Annotated in this window: 14 protein-coding genes; 8 read left to right on the top strand and 6 right to left on the bottom strand. The window is 70.7% G+C overall.

Translation table 11 applies throughout. The annotated features are described in order from the left end of the window. Window positions 1-207 precede the first annotated feature (207 nt). Genes JQN72_RS13830 through JQN72_RS13820 form a run of 3 tightly spaced genes read left to right on the top strand, consistent with a single transcriptional unit; the run spans window position 208 to window position 4,102 of the window. On the top strand, window positions 208-3,501 hold the full coding sequence (locus tag JQN72_RS13830; RefSeq protein WP_204135706.1) for a DEAD/DEAH box helicase: 3,294 nt from the start codon (window positions 208-210) through the stop codon (window positions 3,499-3,501). Window positions 3,502-3,549: 48 nt separating this feature from the next. After that, on the top strand, window positions 3,550-3,783 hold the full coding sequence (locus tag JQN72_RS13825; RefSeq protein WP_204135705.1) for a ribbon-helix-helix domain-containing protein: 234 nt from the start codon (window positions 3,550-3,552) through the stop codon (window positions 3,781-3,783). A 1-nt stretch (window position 3,784) separates the two neighbouring features. After that, a complete protein-coding gene (locus JQN72_RS13820) occupies window positions 3,785-4,102 on the top strand; it encodes a type II toxin-antitoxin system PemK/MazF family toxin (protein WP_204135704.1) in 318 nt (105 codons plus the stop codon). 50 nt (window positions 4,103-4,152) lie between these two features. On the opposite strand, the gene JQN72_RS13815 is transcribed toward JQN72_RS13820, so the two are convergent. Together JQN72_RS13815 and fumC are read right to left on the bottom strand one after the other, a co-directional pair. Beyond that, complete coding sequence (locus JQN72_RS13815; protein ID WP_239100663.1) at window positions 4,153-4,896, bottom strand: MBL fold metallo-hydrolase; 744 nt, start codon at window positions 4,894-4,896, stop codon at window positions 4,153-4,155. A gap of 52 nt (window positions 4,897-4,948) precedes the next feature. After that, window positions 4,949-6,367, bottom strand: a complete 1,419-nt coding sequence (gene fumC / locus JQN72_RS13810) for a class II fumarate hydratase (protein ID WP_204135702.1) — start codon at window positions 6,365-6,367, stop codon at window positions 4,949-4,951. Between the two features lie 270 nt (window positions 6,368-6,637). Here fumC and JQN72_RS13805 point away from each other — a divergent pair, with 270 nt between their 5' ends. From JQN72_RS13805 to JQN72_RS13790, 4 genes are all read left to right on the top strand, one after another. Next, window positions 6,638-8,293, top strand: a complete 1,656-nt coding sequence (locus JQN72_RS13805) for a BCCT family transporter (RefSeq protein ID WP_204135701.1) — start codon at window positions 6,638-6,640, stop codon at window positions 8,291-8,293. 45 nt (window positions 8,294-8,338) lie between these two features. Next, a complete protein-coding gene (locus JQN72_RS13800) occupies window positions 8,339-8,743 on the top strand; it encodes a universal stress protein (RefSeq protein WP_204135700.1) in 405 nt (134 codons plus the stop codon). Between the two features lie 123 nt (window positions 8,744-8,866). Next, complete coding sequence (locus tag JQN72_RS13795) at window positions 8,867-9,667, top strand: triacylglycerol lipase (RefSeq protein WP_204135699.1); 801 nt, start codon at window positions 8,867-8,869, stop codon at window positions 9,665-9,667. Window positions 9,668-9,671: 4 nt separating this feature from the next. Then, window positions 9,672-11,072, top strand: coding sequence for a wax ester/triacylglycerol synthase family O-acyltransferase (locus JQN72_RS13790; RefSeq protein ID WP_204135698.1), 1,401 nt, complete (start codon window positions 9,672-9,674; stop codon window positions 11,070-11,072). Between the two features lie 74 nt (window positions 11,073-11,146). Here JQN72_RS13790 and JQN72_RS13785 read toward each other — a convergent pair whose 3' ends face one another. The 4 genes from JQN72_RS13785 to gndA all read right to left on the bottom strand — a co-directional run bounded on the left by JQN72_RS13785 (window position 11,147) and on the right by gndA (window position 20,904). Beyond that, window positions 11,147-11,569 carry a VOC family protein gene (locus JQN72_RS13785; protein WP_204135697.1) on the bottom strand — a complete coding sequence of 141 codons (423 nt, stop codon included), beginning with the start codon at window positions 11,567-11,569 and terminating at the stop codon, window positions 11,147-11,149. Window positions 11,570-11,838: 269 nt separating this feature from the next. Then, window positions 11,839-12,117 carry a hypothetical protein gene (locus tag JQN72_RS13780; protein ID WP_204135696.1) on the bottom strand — a complete coding sequence of 93 codons (279 nt, stop codon included), beginning with the start codon at window positions 12,115-12,117 and terminating at the stop codon, window positions 11,839-11,841. A 386-nt stretch (window positions 12,118-12,503) separates the two neighbouring features. Continuing rightward, a complete protein-coding gene (locus JQN72_RS18955) occupies window positions 12,504-19,184 on the bottom strand; it encodes a hypothetical protein (RefSeq protein WP_204135695.1) in 6,681 nt (2,226 codons plus the stop codon). A gap of 268 nt (window positions 19,185-19,452) precedes the next feature. After that, the gene (gndA, locus tag JQN72_RS13770; protein ID WP_204135694.1) at window positions 19,453-20,904 is read right to left on the bottom strand and encodes an NADP-dependent phosphogluconate dehydrogenase; all 1,452 of its coding nucleotides are present in this window, start codon (window positions 20,902-20,904) and stop codon (window positions 19,453-19,455) included. Between the two features lie 230 nt (window positions 20,905-21,134). Between gndA and JQN72_RS13765 the strand changes: the two genes are divergently transcribed. Further along, the gene (locus JQN72_RS13765; protein WP_204135693.1) at window positions 21,135-22,022 is read left to right on the top strand and encodes an alpha/beta hydrolase; all 888 of its coding nucleotides are present in this window, start codon (window positions 21,135-21,137) and stop codon (window positions 22,020-22,022) included. Window positions 22,023-22,031: the final 9 nt, after the last annotated feature.

Here is a 22,031-nt window from a genome sequence, read left to right as displayed (position 1 = left end):
ACCCCCGGCGGCGAGGACGGGCGCGACACCGTACGGCGCCGGGTGCTCCGGGCGCGCGGTGTGCTGCAGCGCCACCCGTGGGGCGCCGACCGCGCCCTAGAACCCTGTGGATGCGGCTGCGCGGATGTCGCCGAGGCGTCGTACGGTGGGGTGTTCGAGGGCCGCCGACGCAGGGTGGCGGCCCGGGGCCCTGGGAGGAGGTCGTCGATGGCCCGCGTCGTCACCGCGCAGCGCCTCGCGGCCCTGACCAACCGCGAGCTCGGCGAGCTCTGCGGCACCGTGACCGTCGCCCGCGGGCTCGCCTACGCCCGCGAGGGTCGCGTCGTCGACGTCGAGGTCTCGCCCGACGGTGCCGATGCCACGGGCTGGGTGGGCGGCAGCACCGGGCAGACGTACACGACGCACGTGGCGCTACGCCGGGGCGAGGGGTCCTCGGCGCGGCGCTGGTGGCACAGCCGGTGCTCCTGCCCGGTCGCCGGCGACTGCAAGCACGCGGTGGCCGTCGCCGCGACGCTGCGTGACCGTGAGCCGGTCACCCCCGGCGACGTGGACGCATCCCGCCCCACCTGGGAGCAGGCGCTCGGCGGCGTCCTCGACGACGAGGCCCCTCTCGACCACACCCCCGTCGGCCTGTACTTCGAGTCCGCCGCGCCGGCCGGCGGCCGGGCCCGGGTCACCACCGACACCGGGCGCTCCCGGCTCCGGCTCCGTCCGGTCGTCCCCGGCGTGCGGGGGCAGTGGATCCGCTCGGGCGTCTCCTGGGAGAGCTTCGGCGGCGGGTACTACGGCTTCGGGGCCGTGACGTTCTCCGACGACCACCGCGACGCGCTCACCGCCATCGCCGACGCCCACCGCCGCTCGGTCCGGGCCTTCGGGTACGGCCGGATGCCGGACGCCATCGAGCTCGACCACCTCGGGGCCGGATGGGTCTCGCTGCTGCGCGCGGCCGACCGCGCGGGCATCCGCCTGCTGGCCGACCTTGGGGGCGACCGCGCGGTGGCGTTCGCGCCCGACCCCGCCGAGCTCGTCGTCGACATCGAGCGCACCGAGGACGGCGCGGAGCTCCGCCCGCGCCTCGACCTCCCCGTCGAGCCCGGCACCGACACCCACCTCGTCGGGTCGCCCGCCACCGGGTTCTGGCTGCGCGATGACGACACCCTCGTCCTCGGTTCCCTCGCCGAGCCGCTCGACGCCAGCCGCCAGCGGCTGCTCGACCTCGGGACGATCGAGGTGCCCGAGAGCGACTGGGCCAGGTTCACGGTCACCCACCTGCCGGGGCTGCGCCGCAAGGCCCGGGTGCGCAGCCTCGACCCCGCCCTCGAGCTGCCGGATGCCGTCCCGCCCCGGCTCGCCCTCACGGTCACGTTCGAGCCCGGGCACCGCACCCACCTGGAGTGGGGCTTCCGGTACGGCGGGCCGGACGGCGTCGCCGTGCCGTTGACGGCCGAGGAGCCCGACCCGATGCGCGACCGCGCCGCGGAGCGCCGGCTCGTCGACACTCTCCGGGGGATGCCCGAGGTCTCCGGGTTCGAGGCGCTCTGGCAGGTCGTCGCCCAGCAGCAGCGGCTCGTGCCCGAGGTCCGCCTCCACGGCCTGCGGACCATCGCGTTCACCGACGTCCTCCCGGTGCTCGAGGACGTCCCCGACCTCGACGTCACCGTCGTCGGCGAGATCGCCGAGTACAGCGAGGCCGACGAGGCGCCGCTCATCCAGGTATCCGCCACGGACTCCGGCGGCCCGAACGGCGCCACCGACTGGTTCGACCTCGGCATCTCGGTCACCGTCGCCGGCGAGGACGTCCCCCTCGCGCCGCTCATCGAGGCAGTGGCGCGGGGGCACGAGCACCTCATCCTCGACTCCGGCACGTGGTTCTCGCTCGACCGGCCCGAGCTCGAGACGCTCCGTCGGCTCGTGGAGGAGGCGCGTTCGCTGCAGGACAAGCCGTCCGACCCGCTGCGCATCTCGGCCGTCCACGTCGGGCTGTGGGAGGAGCTGACGAACCTCGGCGTGGTCGACGAGCAGAGCGAGCGCTGGCAGGCCACCGTCGGACGGCTCGTCGACGGCACGGGGGTCGAGCCCGCCGAGGTCCCGGCGACCCTCGACGCCACGCTGCGCCCGTACCAGGTCGAGGGCTTCCGGTGGCTCTCGCTGCTCTGGGACTGCGGGCTCGGTGGCGTGCTCGCCGACGACATGGGCCTCGGCAAGACCGTGCAGACGCTCGCGATGGTGCTCCGGGCCCGCGAGCGCGGCGAGCTCGAGCACCCGGTGCTCGTCGTCGCGCCCACCTCCGTGCTCTCCACCTGGGCCGGGGAGGCCGCACGGTTCGCGCCGTCGCTGCGGACGGCCGTGGTCGAGCGGACGCGGGGCAAGGAGCGACGGTCGCTCGATGACGCGGTCGGGGACGCCGACCTCGTCATCACCTCCTACACGGTGGCGCGCATCGACGAGGTCGCGTGGCGGTCGCGGCCGTGGTCGGCGGTCGTCCTCGACGAGGCCCAGTTCGTCAAGAACCACCAGGCGAAGACGTACCAGGCCGTGCGGCGGCTCTCGGCACGGGCGAAGTTCGCGATCACCGGGACGCCGCTCGAGAACTCGCTGATGGACCTCTGGTCGCTGCTGTCCATCGTCGCGCCGGGGCTGCATCCGCGGCCGGCGGCGTTCAAGGACCAGTGGGCCAACCCGATCGAGCGGGACGGCGACACCGACCGCCTCGCGATGCTGCGGCGGCGCGTCCGCCCGCTGATGCTGCGCCGCACGAAGGAGTCTGTCGCCACCGAGCTCCCGCCGAAGCAGGAGCAGGTGCTGACGGTCGACCTCCATCCGCGGCACCGGGCCGTCTACGACCGGCACCTGCAGCGCGAACGGCAGCGGCTGCTCGGGCTCATCGACGACCTCGACGGCAACCGGCTCGCGGTGCTGCGGGCCCTCACCGCGCTGCGACAGATGGCGCTCGACCCCTCGCTCGTCGACCCCGAGTACGCCGGCCTGGCCTCCTCGGCGAAGGTCGACACCCTCGTCGAGTACGTGACCGAGCTCGCCGAGGAGGGCCACCGGGCGCTGGTGTTCTCCCAGTTCACCGGCTTCCTCGCAATCGTCCGTGAGCGGCTGACGGCCGAGGGCATCGCCTACGAGTACCTCGACGGCCGCACCCGTGACCGTGCCGACCGGATCGCCTCCTTCCGCGAGGGCGACGCGCCGGTCTTCCTCATCTCGCTCAAGGCGGGCGGCTTCGGACTCACCCTCACCGAGGCCGACTACGTCTTCGTCCTCGACCCGTGGTGGAACCCGGCCGCCGAGGCGCAGGCCATCGACCGCGCACACCGGATCGGCCAGACCAAACCGGTCAACGTCTACCGGCTCGTGGCGCGGGACACGGTGGAGGAGAAGGTGGTGGCGCTGCAGGAGCGCAAGCGCGACCTCTTCGCCAAGGTCGTCGACGACGGCGCCGCGATGAGCAAGGCCCTGACCGCCGACGACCTCCGCGACCTCCTCGCCACCTGAGCCAACCCACCGCATCCCGTTCTGGGATTCACACTGTAGTCTGGAGCGATGAGCACGCAGATCGCGGTCCGCCTCCCGGACGACATGGTCGAGTTCCTCGACGAGGCGGTGCGCAGTGGTCGGGCCTCGAGTCGCGCAGCTCTCGTGAGCAGCGCACTGGAGCGCGAGATGCGCCGTCTCGCTGCCGAGCACGACGCCGAGATCCTGCGTCGCGTCGGACCCGCCGACGACCTCGACGCCGTGGTCGAGTGGACCTCTCGGAACGTCCCGCCCGTGGACTGACGTGCGCGAGATCTGCTTGGTTCGCCTGGACAAGACCCGGCCCGCCGTGGTGCTGACCCGTCCGGCGGCCCGCGACACCATGGCCAAGGTGACCGTCGCGCCGATCACCTCGACGGTCAAGGGCCTGAGCAGCGAGGTACCGGTCGGACCGATGAACGGCCTCGACCACGACGCCGCCGTCTCGATCGACAACGTCACCACCGTCTCGAAGGACCAGGTTGGCCGCACCATCGGGTACCTCCTCCCGGAACAGGAGGCGAGGTTGGCGCGGGCCGTCGTTCTCGCCTACGACCTCGACGTCCCGCTGCTCGGCCCCTGATCCGCGCGTCCGGCGCGCACCGCCACCGGTCGGGGTGAGCTCGGCCCTGGCTACCCGACGCGAGCTGCGACGGCGGCGGCGACCGCGTCGGCGGGGGCGCCGGTGAATGCCGGGCCGTGCCCGGGCACGACGACGTCCGCCGCCAGCGGGGCCAGCATCCCCAGCGAGTCCAGCGCCCGGTCGTCGTCGTGGTTGAAGAACGACGGAAGCAGCTGGGGGCCGGGCGTGCGCACCAGCGCATGGCCGGTCATCAGGGCGTCCCCCGCCAGCAACGCACCCTGTTCGGGCAGGTGGAACGCGCTGTGCCCGGACGTGTGACCGGGGGTCGGCGCCGGGACGGGACGCCCCGGGACGTCCAGAGGGTCCGAGGTGAAGGTGTCGACCGCGCCCAGCCGCTCTGCCCGGGCCGCCTTCAGACCCACGATGTCTCGCATCCACACCGCCACATCCGGTCGCCAGACCCTCGCCAAGAGCGTGGCGACCGAGACCTGCTCGACCCGTTCGCCCGTGGCGTTCGGGACCTCCCGTTCGTGGACCAGGACGGGAGCACCCACCTGCGTGCGGAAGTACTCCGCGCTGCCCAGGTGGTCCGGGTGGGCGTGGGTCAGCACGACCGCCGCGACATCGGCGGGAGCGCGCCCCACCTGCTCCAGCGACGCGACCACCCGGTCCCGGTCGCCCGGGTAGCCCGTGTCGACCAAGGTCACCTCCCCGCCCTCGACGAGGAGCACCCAGGCCACGTGCTTCGCCCGGGCGTGCCAGACACCGGGCGCCACTTCACGGACATCGACCATCACGGTTGGCACAGTAGGGCGTTCACGCCGAGCGTGCACCCGGGACGGCACGTCAGTCGGGGCGGGTCATCGCCTCCGGGTCCACCCATCGGTCGTAGTCGTCGCCGGTGACCTCGCCGGACGCGAGAGCGGCCTCGCGCAGCGTCGAGCCGTCGCGGTGGGCCTGCTTCGCGATGGCGGCCGCCGCGTCGTAGCCGATGTGCGGTGCCAGAGCGGTGACCAGCATGAGGTCGTCCTCGAGGTGCTCGGCGATGCGCTCCCGGTCGGCCTCGAGCCCGACGACGCAGTGCTCGGTGAACGACCGGCAGGCGTCCGCGAGCAGCCGCACCGACTCGAGCACCCCGTGCGCCATGACCGGCGTGAACACGTTGAGCTGGAAGTTGCCCTGGGTCCCGGCGAACCCGACCGTGGCGTCGTTGCCGAACACCCGCGTGACGACCATCGTCATGGCCTCCGACTGGGTCGGGTTCACCTTGCCCGGCATGATCGAGGAGCCGGGCTCGTTCTCCGGGATGCGCAGCTCGCCGATCCCGGTGCGCGGCCCGGACGCGAGCCACCGCACGTCGTTCGCGAGCTTCATCAGCCCTCCGGCCAACGTGCGCAACGAGGACGAGACCGCCACCAGCGCGTCGTGCGCGGCGAGCTGGACGAAGAGGTTATCGGCCTGCCGGAACCCCAGCCCGGTCTCGGTCTCGAGGTGCCGCGCGACCGCGGGCCCGAACGCCTCCGGCGCGTTGAGCCCGGTCCCGACGGCCGTCCCGCCGATGGACAGCTGCAGCACCCGGTCCCCCGCGTGCCGGACGTCCGCCCACGCCTCCCACAGCTGCCCGCTCCACGCCCCGATCTCCTGGCCGAGGGTCACCGGCGTCGCGTCCTGGAGATGGGTCCGGCCGACCTTGACCACGCCGCCGAGCTCCTCCGCCTTGGCGTCGAGCGCCGCGACGAGCCCGTCGACCGCCGGCTGCAGCCGTTCGGTCAGCTCGAGCGCCACCGCCACGTGCACCGCCGTGGGGAAGGTGTCGTTGCTCGACTGGCTGCGGTTGACGTGGTCGTTCGGATGCACCGGGTCCTTCGAGCCGAGCGCGCCCCCGAGCATCTCGACGGCGCGGTTCGCGACGACCTCGTTGGTGTTCATGTTGCTCTGCGTCCCGGAGCCGGTCTGGAAGACGACGAGCGGGAAGTGGTCGTCGAGCTCACCGCGCGCCACCTCGTCGGCCGCCTGCACGACGGCGTCGGCGACGGAGGCGTCCAGCAGCCCGAGCTCGAGGTTCGCCTGTGCCGCAGCCTTCTTGAGCAGGCCGAGCCCGCGGATGACCGGCCTTCCCCACACGAAGGTGTCGCGACCGATGTCGAAGTGCTCGAGGCTGCGCTGCGTCTGCGCGCCCCAGTAGCGGTCGGCCGGGACCTGCACCTCCCCCATCGTGTCGCGCTCGGTCCTCGTCGCCGTTCCCGCCTCGTCGTGCGCCGCCATCACCCCACCGTAGGCCGCGTCGTCGGCCTGGACGAGACCGGCTCCCGGACGGCCGGCCGAGGTCGCGCCGCAGGTCGCCGCCCTTACGCGGGACGTGCAGGAGCAGTAGCATCCCCGACCACGGACAACTACGGGTGAGTCGCGGGCGGAGACCGACCAGTGCCTGCGGGTGGCTTTCGACGACCGGATGGTCAGCAGCGAAAGGCAAGCGTGATGACCGGAATCGACCAGTCTCGTCTCAATGTCGGAACGCGCGGGATCTTCCGCGACGTGAACCCGGTGATGGCCACCGCCTCGAAGGTGATCATCCTGGCGTTCGTGCTGGCCGGCGTCGTGGCACCCGAGACGGTGGGCGAGATCTTCGGCTGGGTCCAGACGTGGATCAACGACAACCTCGCCTGGTACTACATCCTGTCGATCGCGATCTTCATCTTCTTCGTGGTCTTCCTCATCTTCTCGCCCTACGGCTCCATCCGGCTGGGCAAGGACACCGACCGCCCGGAGTTCTCCAACTTCTCCTGGTTCTCGATGCTCTTCGGTGCGGGCATGGGCATCGGGCTGCTGTTCTGGTCGGTCTCCGAACCGCTGTACCACGTGCAGAACGCCCCGTTCCTCGAGGAGGGTACGGCGAACTCGATGGAGGGCGCCGGCACCGCGATGCAGGTGACCTTCCTGCACTGGGGCCTGCACGGCTGGGCGGTCTACGTGATCGTCGGGATGGCGCTCGCCTACTTCAGCTACCGCAAGGGCCTGCCGCTGACCATCCGGGCGGCGCTCTACCCGATCCTGGGGAAGCGCATCTACGGCACGTGGGGCCACGTCGCCGACCTGCTCGCCGTGTTCGGCACGGTCTTCGGCGTCGCGACGACCCTCGGGCTCGGCGCGGGCCAGATCCAGGCGGGGCTGAACCACCTGTTCGGCGTCCCGATGGACGCGTGGGTCAAGTACGTGCTCATCATGGTGATCTCGTGCGTCGCGACCCTGTCGGCGGTCTCCGGGGTCGGGCGTGGCATCAAGATGCTGTCCGAGCTCAACATGTGGCTCTCGATCCTCCTCATCACGGTGTTCGTCGTCGTCGGGCCCACGGTGTTCCTGCTCGGGTTCTTCATCACGAACGTCGGCGACTACGTCACCAACGTCATCCCGATGGGCCTGTGGGTCGACCCCAACCCGGAGAGCGGCTGGCAGGGCACCTGGACGATCTTCTACTGGGGCTGGTGGATCGCCTGGGCCCCGTTCGTCGGGATGTTCATCGCGCGGGTCAGCCGGGGCCGCACCATCCGCGAGTTCGCCGTCGGCGTGCTCGTCGTGCCGACGCTCATCACGTTCTTCTGGATGGCGATCTTCGGGGGCACCGCGCTCTGGCAGGAGTTCGAGGAGAACGGCGGGATCATCGACGCGGTCAACGAGGACATCGCGCGGCCGCTCTTCCTCGTCATCGACAACTTCGGCCTCGGCGTGCTGGGCAGCGTGCTGGCCTTCATCGCCCTCGTCCTGATCATCACGTACTTCGTGACGTCCTCGGACAGCGGGACGCTGGTCGTCACGACGCTCATCTCGATGGGCAAGGAGGAGCCACCGGCGGGCTACCGGGTCTTCTGGGGGCTGGGTGAGGGCGCCGTGGCGGCGGTGCTGCTGGCCTCGGGAGGCCTCGCGGCCTTGCAGACCGCCTCTCTGGCAGCCGGACTCCCGTTCTCGATCATCATGTTCATCATGATGTGGGGGTTGATGAAGGCGCTGGCCGCCGAACGGGCCGTGGCAGCACCGCCGGGCCCCGCCGGACCGTCCGTGGCGCCGACCCACGAGGCCACGGGCGAACCGGGCGCCACGCCACGCGACGACCCCGGACACCCCTCGGGGGAGCCGGACGGTGCCCGTGCCGAGGAGCCCGAGCGGGTCACCGTGTCGGACCGCGCCGGCGACTGACCGGCGGCCCGCCCCGACCACGCCCACCCAGCAGGAGGAAGACGGATGTACACACGCGTCCTCGTCGCGGTCAAGCTCGACCACGCCGGCGCCTCGGCCGAGCTCGTGCACAAGGCGCAGGCGGTGAGCACGACGAGCGACGCCGAGCTGCTGTTCGTGACGATCGTCCCGAAGATCTCCGACAACCTGAACGAGGTGCCCGAGGACAGCCTGCCGAAGCTCGAGAGCTTCGTCGCGGGCCTCGGGTTCGACCCGGCCACGTCGCGGTGCCTCGTCCGGGCCGGTGCGCCGCACCGGGCCATCCCGGAGGCCGCGCGCGAGCTCGGTTGCGACCTCATCGCGCTCAACTCCAGGAACCCCCGCATCCACGAGTACCTCATGGGCTCCGTCGCCAGCCACATCGTCATGCACGCCCAGTGCGACCTCCTGGTCGTGCGGCAGGTCGACTGAGCCGGGCCCGGCACGCCGGCCCCGGGGACTCCCCTAGCGAGCCGCGCTCTGCGACAATCGACCCTGCCCTCGCAGCGCTGCGACCGGGAGGACGTCGCGCCGCGAGCACGGAGAGGAGCGACGATGAGCCCGGACGCAGGCCTTCCGGACGCGCACGGCAGCGCGCCGACCCTCTGGGCCACCCGGCGTGAGTGGCGCACCGCGCTCGACCTCGCGGCATCCGCCCTCGCCACCCGCGACCTCGACGCGTGGCCGCGGGGCGACGGGCATCCGGTCCTCGTCATCCCCGGCTTCCTCGCCGGGCCGGAGTCCACGGTGTTCCTCCGCGGGCACCTGCGCCGGCTCGGCCACCGGACCCACGACTGGCGGCACGGCCGCAACCTCGGGATGTCCTCGACGCTGGCCGACGAGCTCGAGGAGCTGCTGCTCGAGCTCTACGACCGCTACGGCCGTCCGGTGAGCCTCGTCGGCTGGAGCGCCGGCGGTATCTACGCCCGCGAGATGGCCCGGGCCCTGCCGCACTACACCCGTCAGGTCATCACGCTCGGCAGCCCGTTCACCGGCCATCCCGCCGCCACCCGGGCCTGGACGATGTACCGGCTCCTCAACCGCGGCACGTTCACCGACGACCTCTTCCACCCGGAGGCCCTGGCCGCCCGGGCCGCACCGCTCGAGGTGCCGACGACGAGCATCTACTCGCGGGGGGACGGCATCGTCTCGTGGCGGTGCTGCGTCGCGGACCCGGCGCCGCGTACCGAGAACGTCGAGGTCGGGGCGACGCACCTCGGCTACGGGCACCACCTCGAGACACTGCGGGTCGTCGCCGACCGGCTGGCGCAGCCCGAGGGCACCTGGGCTCCGTACGACCCGGCGGCCGCCGGAACGCCCGACGTGGCGACCGCCGTCGCCGTCGAGGCCGGGTGAGGCGGTGGCGCCGTCCCGCTGGGCCACCCCTCTCGACGCGATCTTCCTCATGGGGGAGACCCCGGAGACGCTGATGCACGTCGGCTCGCTCCTCCACCTCCGGTACCCCGAGGGCGAGGACGACACCTGGCTGCGGCATTTCGTCGCCGACCTGCGCGCCTCACCGGTCGAGGCGCCCTGGAACCTGCGCCTCCAGACCCGGCGGCTGCTGCGCCAGCCGGTGCACCGGTGGGTCGAGGACGACGGCTTCGACATCGACTACCACGTGCGGCACTCGGCGCTGCCGGCGTCAGGGGGCGAGCGAGAGCTCGGTGTCCTGGTGAGCCGGCTGCACTCGAACCAGGTCGACTTCCGCCGCCCGCCGTGGGAGCTGCACGTCATCGAGGGCGTCGCGCCACGCAGGTTCGCCGTCTACATGAAGATCCACCACAGCCTCGTCGACGGTTTCACCGGCAACCGCATCCTCCAGCGCGGTCTGACCGAGGACCCCGATGACCGCACCCACGCCCACTTCCTGGCCCTGACGCGTCCACACCGGGAGGACTCGCCACCGCGTGAGCCGGTGGGTGACGCCGTGTCGGTGCTGCGCAGCCTCTCGTCCGCGGTGTCCTCGGTGCCGAGCGTCGTCAGCACGCTCGTCGACACCGAGCTGAGGCGCGGGCAGTCATCCGGCCGGGCCGTCACCTCGTACCAGGCACCGATGTCGGTCCTCAACGGCCGCACCGGCCGGGCCCGGCGCTTCGCGACCCAGCAGTACGACATCGAGCGGCTGCGCGCCGTCGCGCGGGCTCGGCACGCGACGCTCAACGACGTGCTCATGGCGGTGTGTTCCGGTGGGCTGCGCCGCTTCCTCTCCGGGCTGGACGAGCTTCCGGACCGGCCGCTCGTCGCGTTCGTCCCGGTGAACGTCCGGGCCAGGGACAGTGACGGTGGCGGCAACTACGTGGGGGCGACGCTGGTGTCGCTCGCGACGGACATCGAGGACCCGGTCGCGCGGCTCACGGCTGTCACGGCGTCCTCGCGGGCCGCCAAGGCCCGGATGCGGGGGATGACGGGTGACGCGGTCATCGCCTACAGCGCAGGCCTGCTCGCCCCGGCTGCCGTCCAGGCGGCACGGGCGCTCGTCGGGCTGCCGCTGCCGCTCCCGCTGACCCTCAACGTGTGCATCTCGAACGTGCCCGGGCCGACGAAGCCGCTGTACTGGCGGGGTGCCCGCCTCGAGGCCACGTACCCGGTGTCCATCCCCACGCACTCGATGGTCCTCAACATCACGGCGCAGTCGTACGCCGGAACGCTGAACATCGGCTTCATCGGGGACCGGGACGCGTTGCCGCACCTGCAGCGGCTCGCGGTGTACTCCGGCGAGGCCCTCACCGAGCTCGAGGCGGCGGTGGGCACCGGATGAGCGGCCCCGGTGCCGAGCGGGTCTGTCCGGCCGGACGACCCGGGTCGCCGGGTGAGCGGTCCCGGCATCCGAGGTCAGCTGAGCGCCGGCTCCGCCTTGCCGATGTTGACCATCCACGAGACGCCGAACCGGTCGGTGAGCGCACCGAACTGGCCGCCCCACATCTGTCGTTCGAGGGGCATCGTCACCTCGGCGCCCTCGGTGAGGCCGTTCCAGTAGTCGCGGAGCCGGGCGTCGTCGCCACTGACGGAGACGTGCATGCTCGACGGCATCACGCCCTCATCGACGTACCCGGGCGGGAGGTCGGAGGCCATGAGCACGAAGCCGGCGTCGGTCTCCAGGTGTGCGTGCATGACGCCGTCGGCGCCCGGCCCTTCGGCGCCGAACTGGCCGAAGGTGAGGATCTGGAGGTCACCTCCGAAGATCTGCTGGTAGCGGGTCATCGCTGCCCGGGCGGTGCCCGGGAAGTTGAGATACGGGTTGAGCTGGCTCGCCATGAGTCCTCCTGCGTGCGTCGTTGCCGACCCGACGGACGCTACGCCGCGGCATCCAGCGCGGGTATGGTGCCTGCACCCCGATGGATGGGGCGTGCTGGCACCCGTCACAGCCAGGTCTCAGCCGATCTCGACCTCCGAGCGGTCATCGATCGACTCGCCCATGGAAATGACCGATCTCCTGGAACGAACCTGACTTCCCCGAGTCTTGTCCGGATATCGGCCCAGACCTTCTTCCAGGCGTCCACGGCCCGGGAGCAGACCACGCGTGGCTAGTCGAACTCGACGACGAACTCCTCCGCATCGATTTCTACCGGATCAACCCCGATAGGATCGAATTTAACAACCAACATTGAGCCTTCACAGTAGGCCATGGCGCGATGCCCATCTGGCGCTTCCTCCTTGCGCCACTTGGACGCCAGAAGTTCGCGCACGGTGCGCGCAACTTCGTCGCAGCTTTCCACCGGGTCGAACTGCGCCCCTGGACCTTGGTCGAAGGTGGCCTCGAAGAGCCCCTTTGGCGCGAAAACCAATTGCATGCGAAGGTTCACTGAGATACGCGAACTCCGAGAGATTGACACGTCAATGCGACGCGCAGCCAATCCATCTCGATCTCAAAATCAAGGGAATCGTCCGACGAATAGAGGAGTCGAATTCCGATTAAACCACTACGCCCATCCTCGGCAAGGATATTTGGCCCGGTGCTTTCCACCCGCAGATCCGAAATTAGGTTCCACTCCAAGTGAACGTGAATCCTCGGTTGAGGTTGGCTCAAGCACAGGGCAAGGCACGTTGCCGTTAGGCACAAAGAGTCAGTTCCAAAGTCCGCTTTCAGGTCCAGGAGTCCAAAATCGGCGGTCATCAACTCATGTTCGAACTCGGTCAATCTCCAGCGATGGTCATCAACACCGTCGACCGATACCTCGCTAATCACCAGCTAGCGCCTCCTTAGGTGCCACCGAACTCTGGCGAGATCCCGCCAATTCATGGAGGAATGGGGTCCCTTTTTACCCATGTAGCCCGGTCTTCCGTTGTAGTGGAAGAACTTGTGAGGTGTTTTCACGCCTCCATGGCTACGACCATGTAGATCATAGTGCATCTTCCCATTGCGCCTTGGAATGGTAACTCGAGCTCGTCCGCCATTAAAGCGATTCGATACTCTCATTGCGTACTTCACCTTCTTAGCCGAGTTGTAAGCCCGCGCACCCCTCGCGGCCCAAACCGCGCCTCGAACAGCCATGCCGGCGATCCCGACGCCTGGAATGAACATCGAAGCGGTCAGGGCGATATCCCATTTGTGCTTCCAGGCCCATCTGCCTACCTTGCGCCAGCTCCAGCGTCGGCCGTCAAGGTCGTACGTGTTGACGGGGTCGTTGGGGTAGGCGTAGGCGGTGTCGTTGCCTCCGGGGATGGGGTCGAGGGCGGTGAACAGTCCGCGGGTCGGGTTGTAGTACCGGACGCCCATGAGGGTCAGGCCTGCGGTGTCCGTGGTGGTGGAGCGTTGTTTGGCGCCGAGCCATCCGTAGCCGATGGGTCCGTCGACGGGGTCGGCTGTGGTGGTGTTGCCGTACTCGTCGTAGCTGGCCCACCCGTTGATCGCGGTGGCAGAGGCGGTGCTGGTCTGGGTGGCGGGGATGGCCACGGTGGTGGCGACATCCCCGTGCAGGGTGGCCAGGGACAAGGTTGCATCCCCGCGGGTGGCGGCGTCGGCGGTGTCGTCGATGCTCGCGGACAGATCCCCACCGATGGACTCGGCGAACCGGGTCGTGGCGCCCCCAGCAGGACCCGATACCTCGACCCACGCGGGGTTGTCACCACTGTCGGTGTACCGGCGGGTAGTGGTCGTGGTGCCGGCGGCGTCGGTGGTGGTCTGCACGGACCGGCGGGCCTCGGCGTCCAGGGTGAACGTCGTCGACGTGCCGCCTTGGGTGACGGACCTGGGCAGGTCGTCAAAGTAGTAGCGCAGGCTGATGTTCCCGGCGCTCGTGTCAGGGGCGTCGGCAGCAGGGAGCGTGGTCTGCCGGCCGAGCAGGTCATAGACATAGCTGCCGGCTCCGCCCCGGCCGGTGGTCGGCCGGTCGGCGGTGTCCCACCCAGTGGTCGTGACCGTCGCTGTCGTTCCGGCGCTCTCGCAGTCGCCGTCGGCGCGCGTGATGGTGGCCAGGGCGGTGCGGCGGCCGTTCTTGTCGAAAGAGTAGTCGCGCTCCGTGCAGGACGCGGCGAGCCCACCGGTGTCCTGGTCGAGAGTGCTGGCGGCGTCGGTGACGTGGACCAGCCGGCCGGCGGCGTCGTAGCGGTACTCACGACTCGTGCTCGTGGCATGGCCGACGGCTTGGGCGTAGCTCTCGACGTCATCGATGGACCCGACGCCCTCGCCGGTGTCGAAAGCAGCCCCCATGCCGGTGGCCTCGGTGCGTACCCGCCCGGTGACGTCGTTACCGACCGACCAGGTCATCCACGGCTGGTCCTGCACCGCAGCTCCCGGGGTCCAGATCGTCTCACCGGTGTCGGGATCAGTGCCGCCGGCGGTAACCGGGGTGACCTGCCCGAGATACTGCAGCTGGACCGGCTCCCCGGCCTCGTCGTAGGTCGTCTTCTGCGTGATACGCCCCGGGAGGGTCTGGGTGGTCATGTTCCCGTCGGCGTCGTAGGCCGCACCCCAGGTCAGCGCCTTCCCGCCATGTCGGGACACGGTCAGGGACGTGACCAAGCCGCGGCGTTCGCCGGTGCCGTCGTACCCGTAGGTGGTGCTGCCCCTGGCGTCTATGACCGACGCGACCCGGCCCGCGGCGTCGTAGCTGGTAGTGACGGTGCCGGCGTCCCCGACGAGGGTGGTCGTACGTCCCCACCGGTCGTAGGTGTACGTGGACCGCCCGGCGAGGTTGGCGGCCTCGCCGCCGGAGTGCAGCCACCCGGAGTAGGCGACGAGACCAGTCGTGGAGTCGTACTTGGTGTAGCTGCCCGGCCTGCTGGTGGAGCCGGACATCCCGGCCAGGGTAGTCAGGGTAGAGACGGCACGCTCTGCGGCGTCGTAGCTGGTCGTCGTGGTTCGGGTGGCACCGCCCGACTTCTCGGTGACGGTCACTGGGAGCAGCCACATCGAGTACTCAGTGGTGGCGTCGGGCAGGGTGAGGCCGCTGCTCGGCGCGGCAGCGGGGTAGGTGCGGCACACCATGCCGGCCCACTCCGGCTTGCCACCACACGTGGCGTTCGCTCCGGTCTGGGCGTCCACGGTGTAGTAGGCGTTCTTGGTGGTGCCGGCGTCGTTGCCGGTGGACAGGGGCTGGCGGGTGTCGGTGACCCGGCCGAGCTTGTCGTAACGGGTGGTGCGGGTGATGCCGCCGGTCGTGGTGGTCGTGGCCTGGCCCAGTGCCCAGCCGTCGCCCTCGGTGGCGTCGCCCGAGGACAGCTTGGCGTAGCCGGTGTTGGTGGTCGAGATGGTCTCGATGTCCGGTTCACCCGGTGCGGCGGCGGGGGTGGCGGCGCCGGTGGTGACCGTGGTCGGTAGGGAGAAGTACTGGTCTACCGCCTCGTTGATCGGCAGATCGTCGTCGCTCTTGGGGGCACCCTGGTCGTACTCGGTGTGGGTGTGCGGGCGGGCGGCGACCTCGGTGCCGTCGGCCAGGACGACCTGCCGGACCGGGCCGTAGGTGTCGGCGACCCGGGACCCGCTCGGGAGCACGACCTGCCCGTTCGCGGTGACCTCGTCGTTGTAGAAGGTCTGGGTGGACAGGGCGTTGACGTCGTCCGGGTCGAGCTCCGGGTGCGCGGCCGCGTAGGCGGTGGCGGAGGCGTCCAGCTCCCGGACGACGTTGCCGTCACTGTCGTAGTCGGTGGCGGTGACCAGCCAGGCTCCGGCGCCGTAGGTGGCGGTGTTCACCGTGTAGCCGAGGTCGTCGACATAGGACAGGTCGGCGTAGCTGTAGTCGACGCCCGTGCCGGCGACCGGGCCGGTGTAGTCCTGTCCGAAGACGGCATAGCCGGTGCTGGGGATCTTTGCCTGACCCCATCTGCCGACACTGGCGGCCGTCAGGTCAGGCCGTCCGCTGCCACTGGTCGGGACCCCGTAGACGTAGCGGGCGACGGTGACGTCGGCCTGCCCGGCGACGGGGTTCTCGCGGGTGACGGCGCTCAGCTTGCCCGAGGAGTAGGCGAGCTTGGTCGCCGCGAGACCGCTCGCCGTGACAGAGGCGACCCGGGTGGAGGCAGCGTCCCAGGTGTAGTCCGTTCCCAGGCCGACGCGGGGGTCGCGCATCGTCCGCAGACGCCCCGACGTGTCGTACGTGTAGGTCGCCACGGTGGTCGCGGCCATCGCGGACGTGGCCGGGTTCCACAGCCACGCCGAGACGGCCTTGACCTGCCCGGCGAAGTCACCCGGAGTGCTCGCGTTGGCCGTCGTCGTCGTCGCGTAGGTGATGTCGAGGGCACGGCAGCCGCGCGCCAGGGCCCCGATGGTGGGGCAGTCGGCGCCGGCCATCCCGTCGGGGACCGCAGCGACGATGCGCGTGACCCGGCCCGTGGTGTCGTGCCCGAAGGTCGTCGCCACAGGCTGCCCGGGCTCTGTGATGCTCAAGGGGATCCAGGTCGTGCCTGCCGTGGTCGACGGCGCCGCCTTGGGCTTCCAGATCGTCGTGGTTCCGTCGTCCTCGGTCAGGGTCAGCCGCATCCCGGTACCGCTACCGGTCACCGCGAGCTTGATCGCCGAGGCGGCGGTGTCGTCGGTGGCGGGCAGGTAGGTCTTCGTCGTGGTGGGGTAGGTGCGGGTGCCGGACGGGTTGGCGTACACCAGCGGCTCGCCCTCGCCGTCGACGAACGCGATCGACCCGTCCAGACCGGTGTTGTCCACGACCTGCAGGCCGGCCAGACCGGCCTCGCCACCCTCGAGGTTGGCGCTCCAGCCCGGCCCGAACACACCCGTCACCGGATCCGACGGCCAGCCCGCCACGGTGCCGTCCCCGGCGAAGGAGACATGCGAGCGGGACAGGGTGATATCACCGGAGTAGCCAGGCACGGACACGTCGGTGCCGCCGAGGGCCACCTCGCCGGTGTACAGCGCCACCTGCCCCACGCCGGCGTCGGCAGTCGGGTACCCGTTGCCGAAGGCGTGCGGCAGCCGGGTGACGGTCACCGGAGACTCCGACCAGGTGCACTGCACACCGGTGGAGCTGCCGGCGTAGGTGAAGCACACCTGCACGTCCAGACGGATCGGTGTCCGGGAGGGTAGGTCGTCGCTCGCACCGGCCTCCCGGATGGCGCTGGTCAAGTCGAAGGTGCCGGTGTAGGTCGTAGGGGCACTCGTCGAGGACGGGTTGAGCGTGACAGGGGCCGCTGCGGCGTCGGTCCATCCGGTGGTCTCGCTACCGGACCCCGCGACGCGCCACTGGGTCTTCGCGGTCACGGCGGTGGCGGTGCCCTTCGGCGGCCCGCCGGCGACGACCTTGACCGTGCCCGACGAGGCCGTGCCCGAGGTGGGCGTGCTCATCGACGCCGACCCCCACCCGAACCCGTACACCACCTGTGCGGTCGGGACCAGTGAGCGGGACAGGCCGGTGACCTTGATCTCGTGGTACCCGCGTTGGGAGGCCTGGAAGGTGACCTTCTGATGGACGACGGACCAGTCGTCGGTGACCATGACCAGTTTGCGTGGCTGCGCGACCCCGCCCACGGAGATGTCCAGGTAGGCCGGCTGGCGGTAGGTCCCCACGATCCCGGCCGCGGTCACCGAACAGGTCACCACCCCGGCGGGATCCGTATCGGACCACGCCCCGTTGCTGTACCCGCGGTCACACGACACCCGAGGCGTGGGCGGTGTGGTCCGCTGGGTCCGGAACTGCGTCCAGGCCGACCAACCCCCGTTGTACAGACCCTGGTCGTCCTTGACCGCCGCACGCACGAAGTACCACGTGTCCTCGGGCAACGACACTCCAGGCACGCAGGACACGCTGGCCCCAGAGGCGCCCATCGGCGTCTGGCACGACGACACCTTCGACGACGCGCTCCCCTCGGTGCTGGTGTGCACCTCGAAGGTCACCGCGACCTTGTTGCCATCCGGGTCGGTGGCCTTGGAGTAGAACCGCGGCGTCGCCGCCTTGGTGAAGATCTGTGCCTGACCCGTGGTCGGGACCACGTAGGTGTTCGCGCCGTCGGCGTTCGTGCCCAGGGTCGGTGCGGACGCCAGGTTCGGCTTGCGGTTGTAGGTGTAGGTGACGTACGGGTCTGTGCTGGTCTCCCGGGAGGCGAACTTCTTCCAGCCGTAGGAGTCGCTCTCACTGGCCGACAGGCGCAGCCCGACCGTGGCGGCCGTGGAGGAGGACCAGGCGTCGGCGATGGCCGTGATGGGGATGCTGATCCGTCCTGCGGCACAGGACGAGGAGTACCCCTTGGCCGCCGACAGCGAGCCCGCCTTCGACGTGGTCACGCTCGGCTGGGCACTCCACTGCGTGGAGGTCGACGCCGGGTTGGCCAGATGCGCCGTCACGGTCGACTTCGTGCACGAGTAGGACCACGTCTCGTTGATCGAGAGGGACGCGGACTTGATGTCCTTGCCCTTGAACGCGTTGCTGAAGTTCAAGAACGTGCGCGCCTTGGTGGAGCCGGCGTCGTAGGTGCCCACCCGCAGCTCGGTCTCGGCCGAGGTGTCCCAGGTCTTGCCGGACTGCACGTACGTGTCGAACGATGTCGTCACGTTGCTTCCGGTGGCGTAGGTCGGGTCGATCGTGATCGGGAACACCCGAGCCGGGTCCGCGATCCACTGCGCGTCCGGGACGAGGGTCAGCACCGCCTTGCCCTTGCCCTGCTGCTCCACCTCGACCGCCACCGGAGAGACGTTCGCGTGGTCCCCGGAATGCTCGTCGACCACCGCGTCCCACGCCACCGGCGGCGCGATCCGGGACGCGACCGCGCCGGTGCCGTCGACGAAGCCGACCGAGCCGTCGTCCTCGACGCGGGCGGTCAGCCCCTGCGTCCTGAGCGGCAGGCTCACCGCGACCCGACCATCGGCGTCGGTCAGACCCTCCAGAGCGGCCCGGTCCTTGACCACCGTCAGCTGCTCGAACCCCGAGCGCCGCGCCTCCAGCACCACGTCGACCCCCGGCTTCACCCCCGAGTACGTCGCTCGCGTCCCGCGCAGCGCCGGTGCCGGCAGCGTCCCGGGCCAGCCCAACGCCACCTGCCGGGCGCTCGTCGTCCTGCCCTTGCCCTCGTCCACGCTGGCCAGGTCCGTCCCCGCCGCCGACCGACCCCGCCCGCGTGCGCCCTTGGTGCGCCCCGCGAACGACACATCGACCCGGGAGCGCTTCGGCGCCGCCGACCCGTCCGCACTCTCGACCACACCCAGGTCGACCTCACGCCACACCCCTGAGCCGTCCCGGAACCGGACCGGCGCCGCATGCTCCTGCGTCGTCAACGACCCGTCCGGGTTCACCCATGTCGTCGAGGTCTCCGTCCGCATCGCCTCGACCTCGACCCGCGCACCCTGCGCCTTGGCCGTCAGCTGTGCCGAGACCAGGTCAGCTGCCGACGCCACCGCGGCCGGGGCCTGCGGATCGACCGCGGCCACCGCGACCTGCGGCGGCACAGCCACCCCCACCGTGCCCGCCAACGTCCATGCGACACCCACCGCCAACACCCGCCACCGCGGCCGCAGCAGCGAACCCTGAACGAACGACAACCCAGAAAAAGCAGCGCGAACGCGCATCGCGAGACCCCGTCCCCAACAACAGCCGAACAATCGACTGCCGCCTCGCGCGTCACCGCATCCGGTGGCATTGCGCAGAAAGTAGGGCTCGACGGACGGCCCCGTCCAGAAAAGCGGCGCTGACTTTACGAAGACTTTACTTTCCGCGGGCAGGGTTCGCGGTCGCCCACCACACGAACCGGCCTGGCACTCAGCCGGTCTCGACCTCGGAGCGGTCCTGCGACCACAGCGTGTGGAACGTGCCCTCGCGGTCGACCCGCCCGTAGGTGTGCGCGCCGAAATAGTCGCGCAGCCCCTGGACGAGGGCGGCCGGCAGCCGCTCGGCGCGCAGCGCGTCCACGTACGCGAGCACGGACGAGAACACCGGCACCGGCACACCGGACGCGACGGCCGCGCCGACGACCCGGCGCAGCCCCGGCAGCCGGTCGGCCACGGCGGCGGCGAAGGTCGGGGTCGCGAGGAGGCTCGGGGCATCCGGGTGGTCCTCCACGGCCTCGGTGATGTCGCCGAGGAGACGAGCACGGATGATGCAGCCGTCCCGCCAGATCCGCGCGAGGTCGGCGGGGTCGACGTCCCAGTGGTGCTCGGTCGAGCCCTCCCGCACCATGTCGAGACCCTGGGCGTACGAGACGACCTTCGCGGCGTACAACGCGGCGCGCAGGTCCTCCACCGCGAGGTCCGCACCGGGCGGCTCCTCCGCCACGTCGAGGGCCTCGCGCACCGCGGCCCGCCGCTGCGTGTCGCCGGACACGGCGCGGGCCATCGTCGCCTCGGCGATGCCGGTGACGGGCACGCCGAGGTCGAGCGCGGTCTGCACGGTCCACCGGCCCGTGCCCTTCTGCTCGGCGGCGTCCCGGACGACGTCCACGAACGGACGACCGGTGTCGCCGTCGGTGTGGGAGAGCACCTCGGCGGCGATCTCGACGAGGTAGGACTCGAGCTCGGTGCCGTTCCAGGCCCGGAAGGTCTCGGCCGCCTCGGCCGGCTCCTGCCCGAGCACGCCGCGCAGCAGGTCGTACGTCTCGGCGATGAGCTGCATGTCGGAGTACTCGATGCCGTTGTGCACCATCTTCACGAAGTGCCCGGCACCATCCGGCCCCACGAGCGTGCAGCACGGCTCGTCGTCGACGTGCGCCGAGACGACCTCGAGGAACGGGCCGAGCTCGGCGTAGGTGTCGCCGTCGCACCCCGGCATGATCGACGGCCCCTCGAGTGCCCCGACCTCGCCACCGGAGACGCCCACCCCGGCGAAGCGGATGCCCTTCTGGGCGAGTGCGGCGTGCCGGCGGCGGGTGTCGGCGAAGTGCGCGTTCCCGGCGTCGGCGACGATGTCGCCCTCGTCGAGGAGGGGGACGAGCTCGTCGACGACCGCGTCGGTCCCCTCGCCTGCCTTGACCATGACGACGATCCGCCGCGGCCGCTCGAGTGCGGCGACGAGGTCCTCGAGCGAGCGGGCCAGGGTGAAGTCACCCTCGTCACCGAACTCCTCGACCAGGGCCTCCGCCTTGCTCGTCGCCCGGTTGTGCACCGCGACCCGGAAGCCGTGCCGGGCGAAGTTCCGGGCCAGGTTGCGGCCCATGACGGCCAGCCCGGTCACCCCGATCTGTGCGGTCCCCGAGGTCGTCGATGCGGTGTCCGGCACGTCGTCTCCTGTCGTCGTGGTTCAGGTGCGCTGTCCGGACAACAGGTCCCGCGCCGGCCCTCTTCCCGCCCCGTGCTGCCCGGGGTCGAACGCCTCGGATGGCGCGCCCCACCGATGCTGTGCACCGCGCATGGTGACGCGGCAGGGCGGCCCCGGGCACTCTCGAAGTATCTGCAGTCCCTCTGCAGATGCATTCCCTGTCCACCGGACGAACCGGAAGTGGAGTACCCATGAAGCGCATCCCTGCACGGACCCACCTCACCCGCCGTCTCGCCGCTGCCGTCCTGGCCGGCGGCCTCCTCGTCTCCGCGCCCGCGGCGGCGCAGGCCGACAGCCCGTACGAGCGCGGACCGGACCCCACCGAGCGAAGCATCGAGGCCACCCGCGGCCCGTTCTCGGTCTCGACGATCTCGGTCTCGGACTTCTCGACCCCGGGCTTCGGCGCGGCGAACATCACGTACCCGACGTCCCGGAGCGAGGGCACCTTCGGTGTCGTCGCGATCTCGCCGGGCTACACGGCGGGCGAGTCGACCATCGCCTGGCTGCGACCGCGCATCGCCTCGCAGGGCTTCGTCGTCATCAGCTTCGACACCAACTCCCGCACCGACTTCCCCAGCTCTCGGGGAGACCAGCTGCTCGCCGCGCTCGACTACGTCATCGAGGACTCGTCCGTCCGCGACCGGGTCGACGGCTCTCGCCAGGCCGTCATGGGCCACTCGATGGGTGGCGGCGGTTCGCTCGAGGCGGCGTCCGACCGGCGCTCGATCGAGGCCGTGGTCGGTCTCACCCCGTGGAACTCCGACAAGACCTGGAGCGAGGTGGACGCGGCCTCGCTGATGATCGGCGCCGAGAACGACTCCGTCGCCCCCGCCCGCACCCACGCGATCCCGTTCTACAACAGCCTGACCGGGGCGGAGGACCGCGCCTACCTCGAGCTGGACGGCGCGTCGCACCTCGCACCCACGTTCTCCAACACCGAGATCGCGAAGTACAGCATCTCCTGGCTCAAGCGCTTCGTGGACGACGACGACCGCTACGACCAGTTCCTCTGCCCGGCTCCGAGCACCGGGTTCGGCTCCCCCCTCTCGGACTCGCGGGTCAGCTGCCCGCTGGGCTGACGTGACGTG

The organism is Phycicoccus sp. CSK15P-2 (genome assembly GCF_016888005.1).
Taxonomy (GTDB): domain Bacteria; phylum Actinomycetota; class Actinomycetes; order Actinomycetales; family Dermatophilaceae; genus Phycicoccus.
Note: the sequence above shows the minus strand (reverse complement) of the source record. Positions and strands in the feature narration are given on the sequence as shown.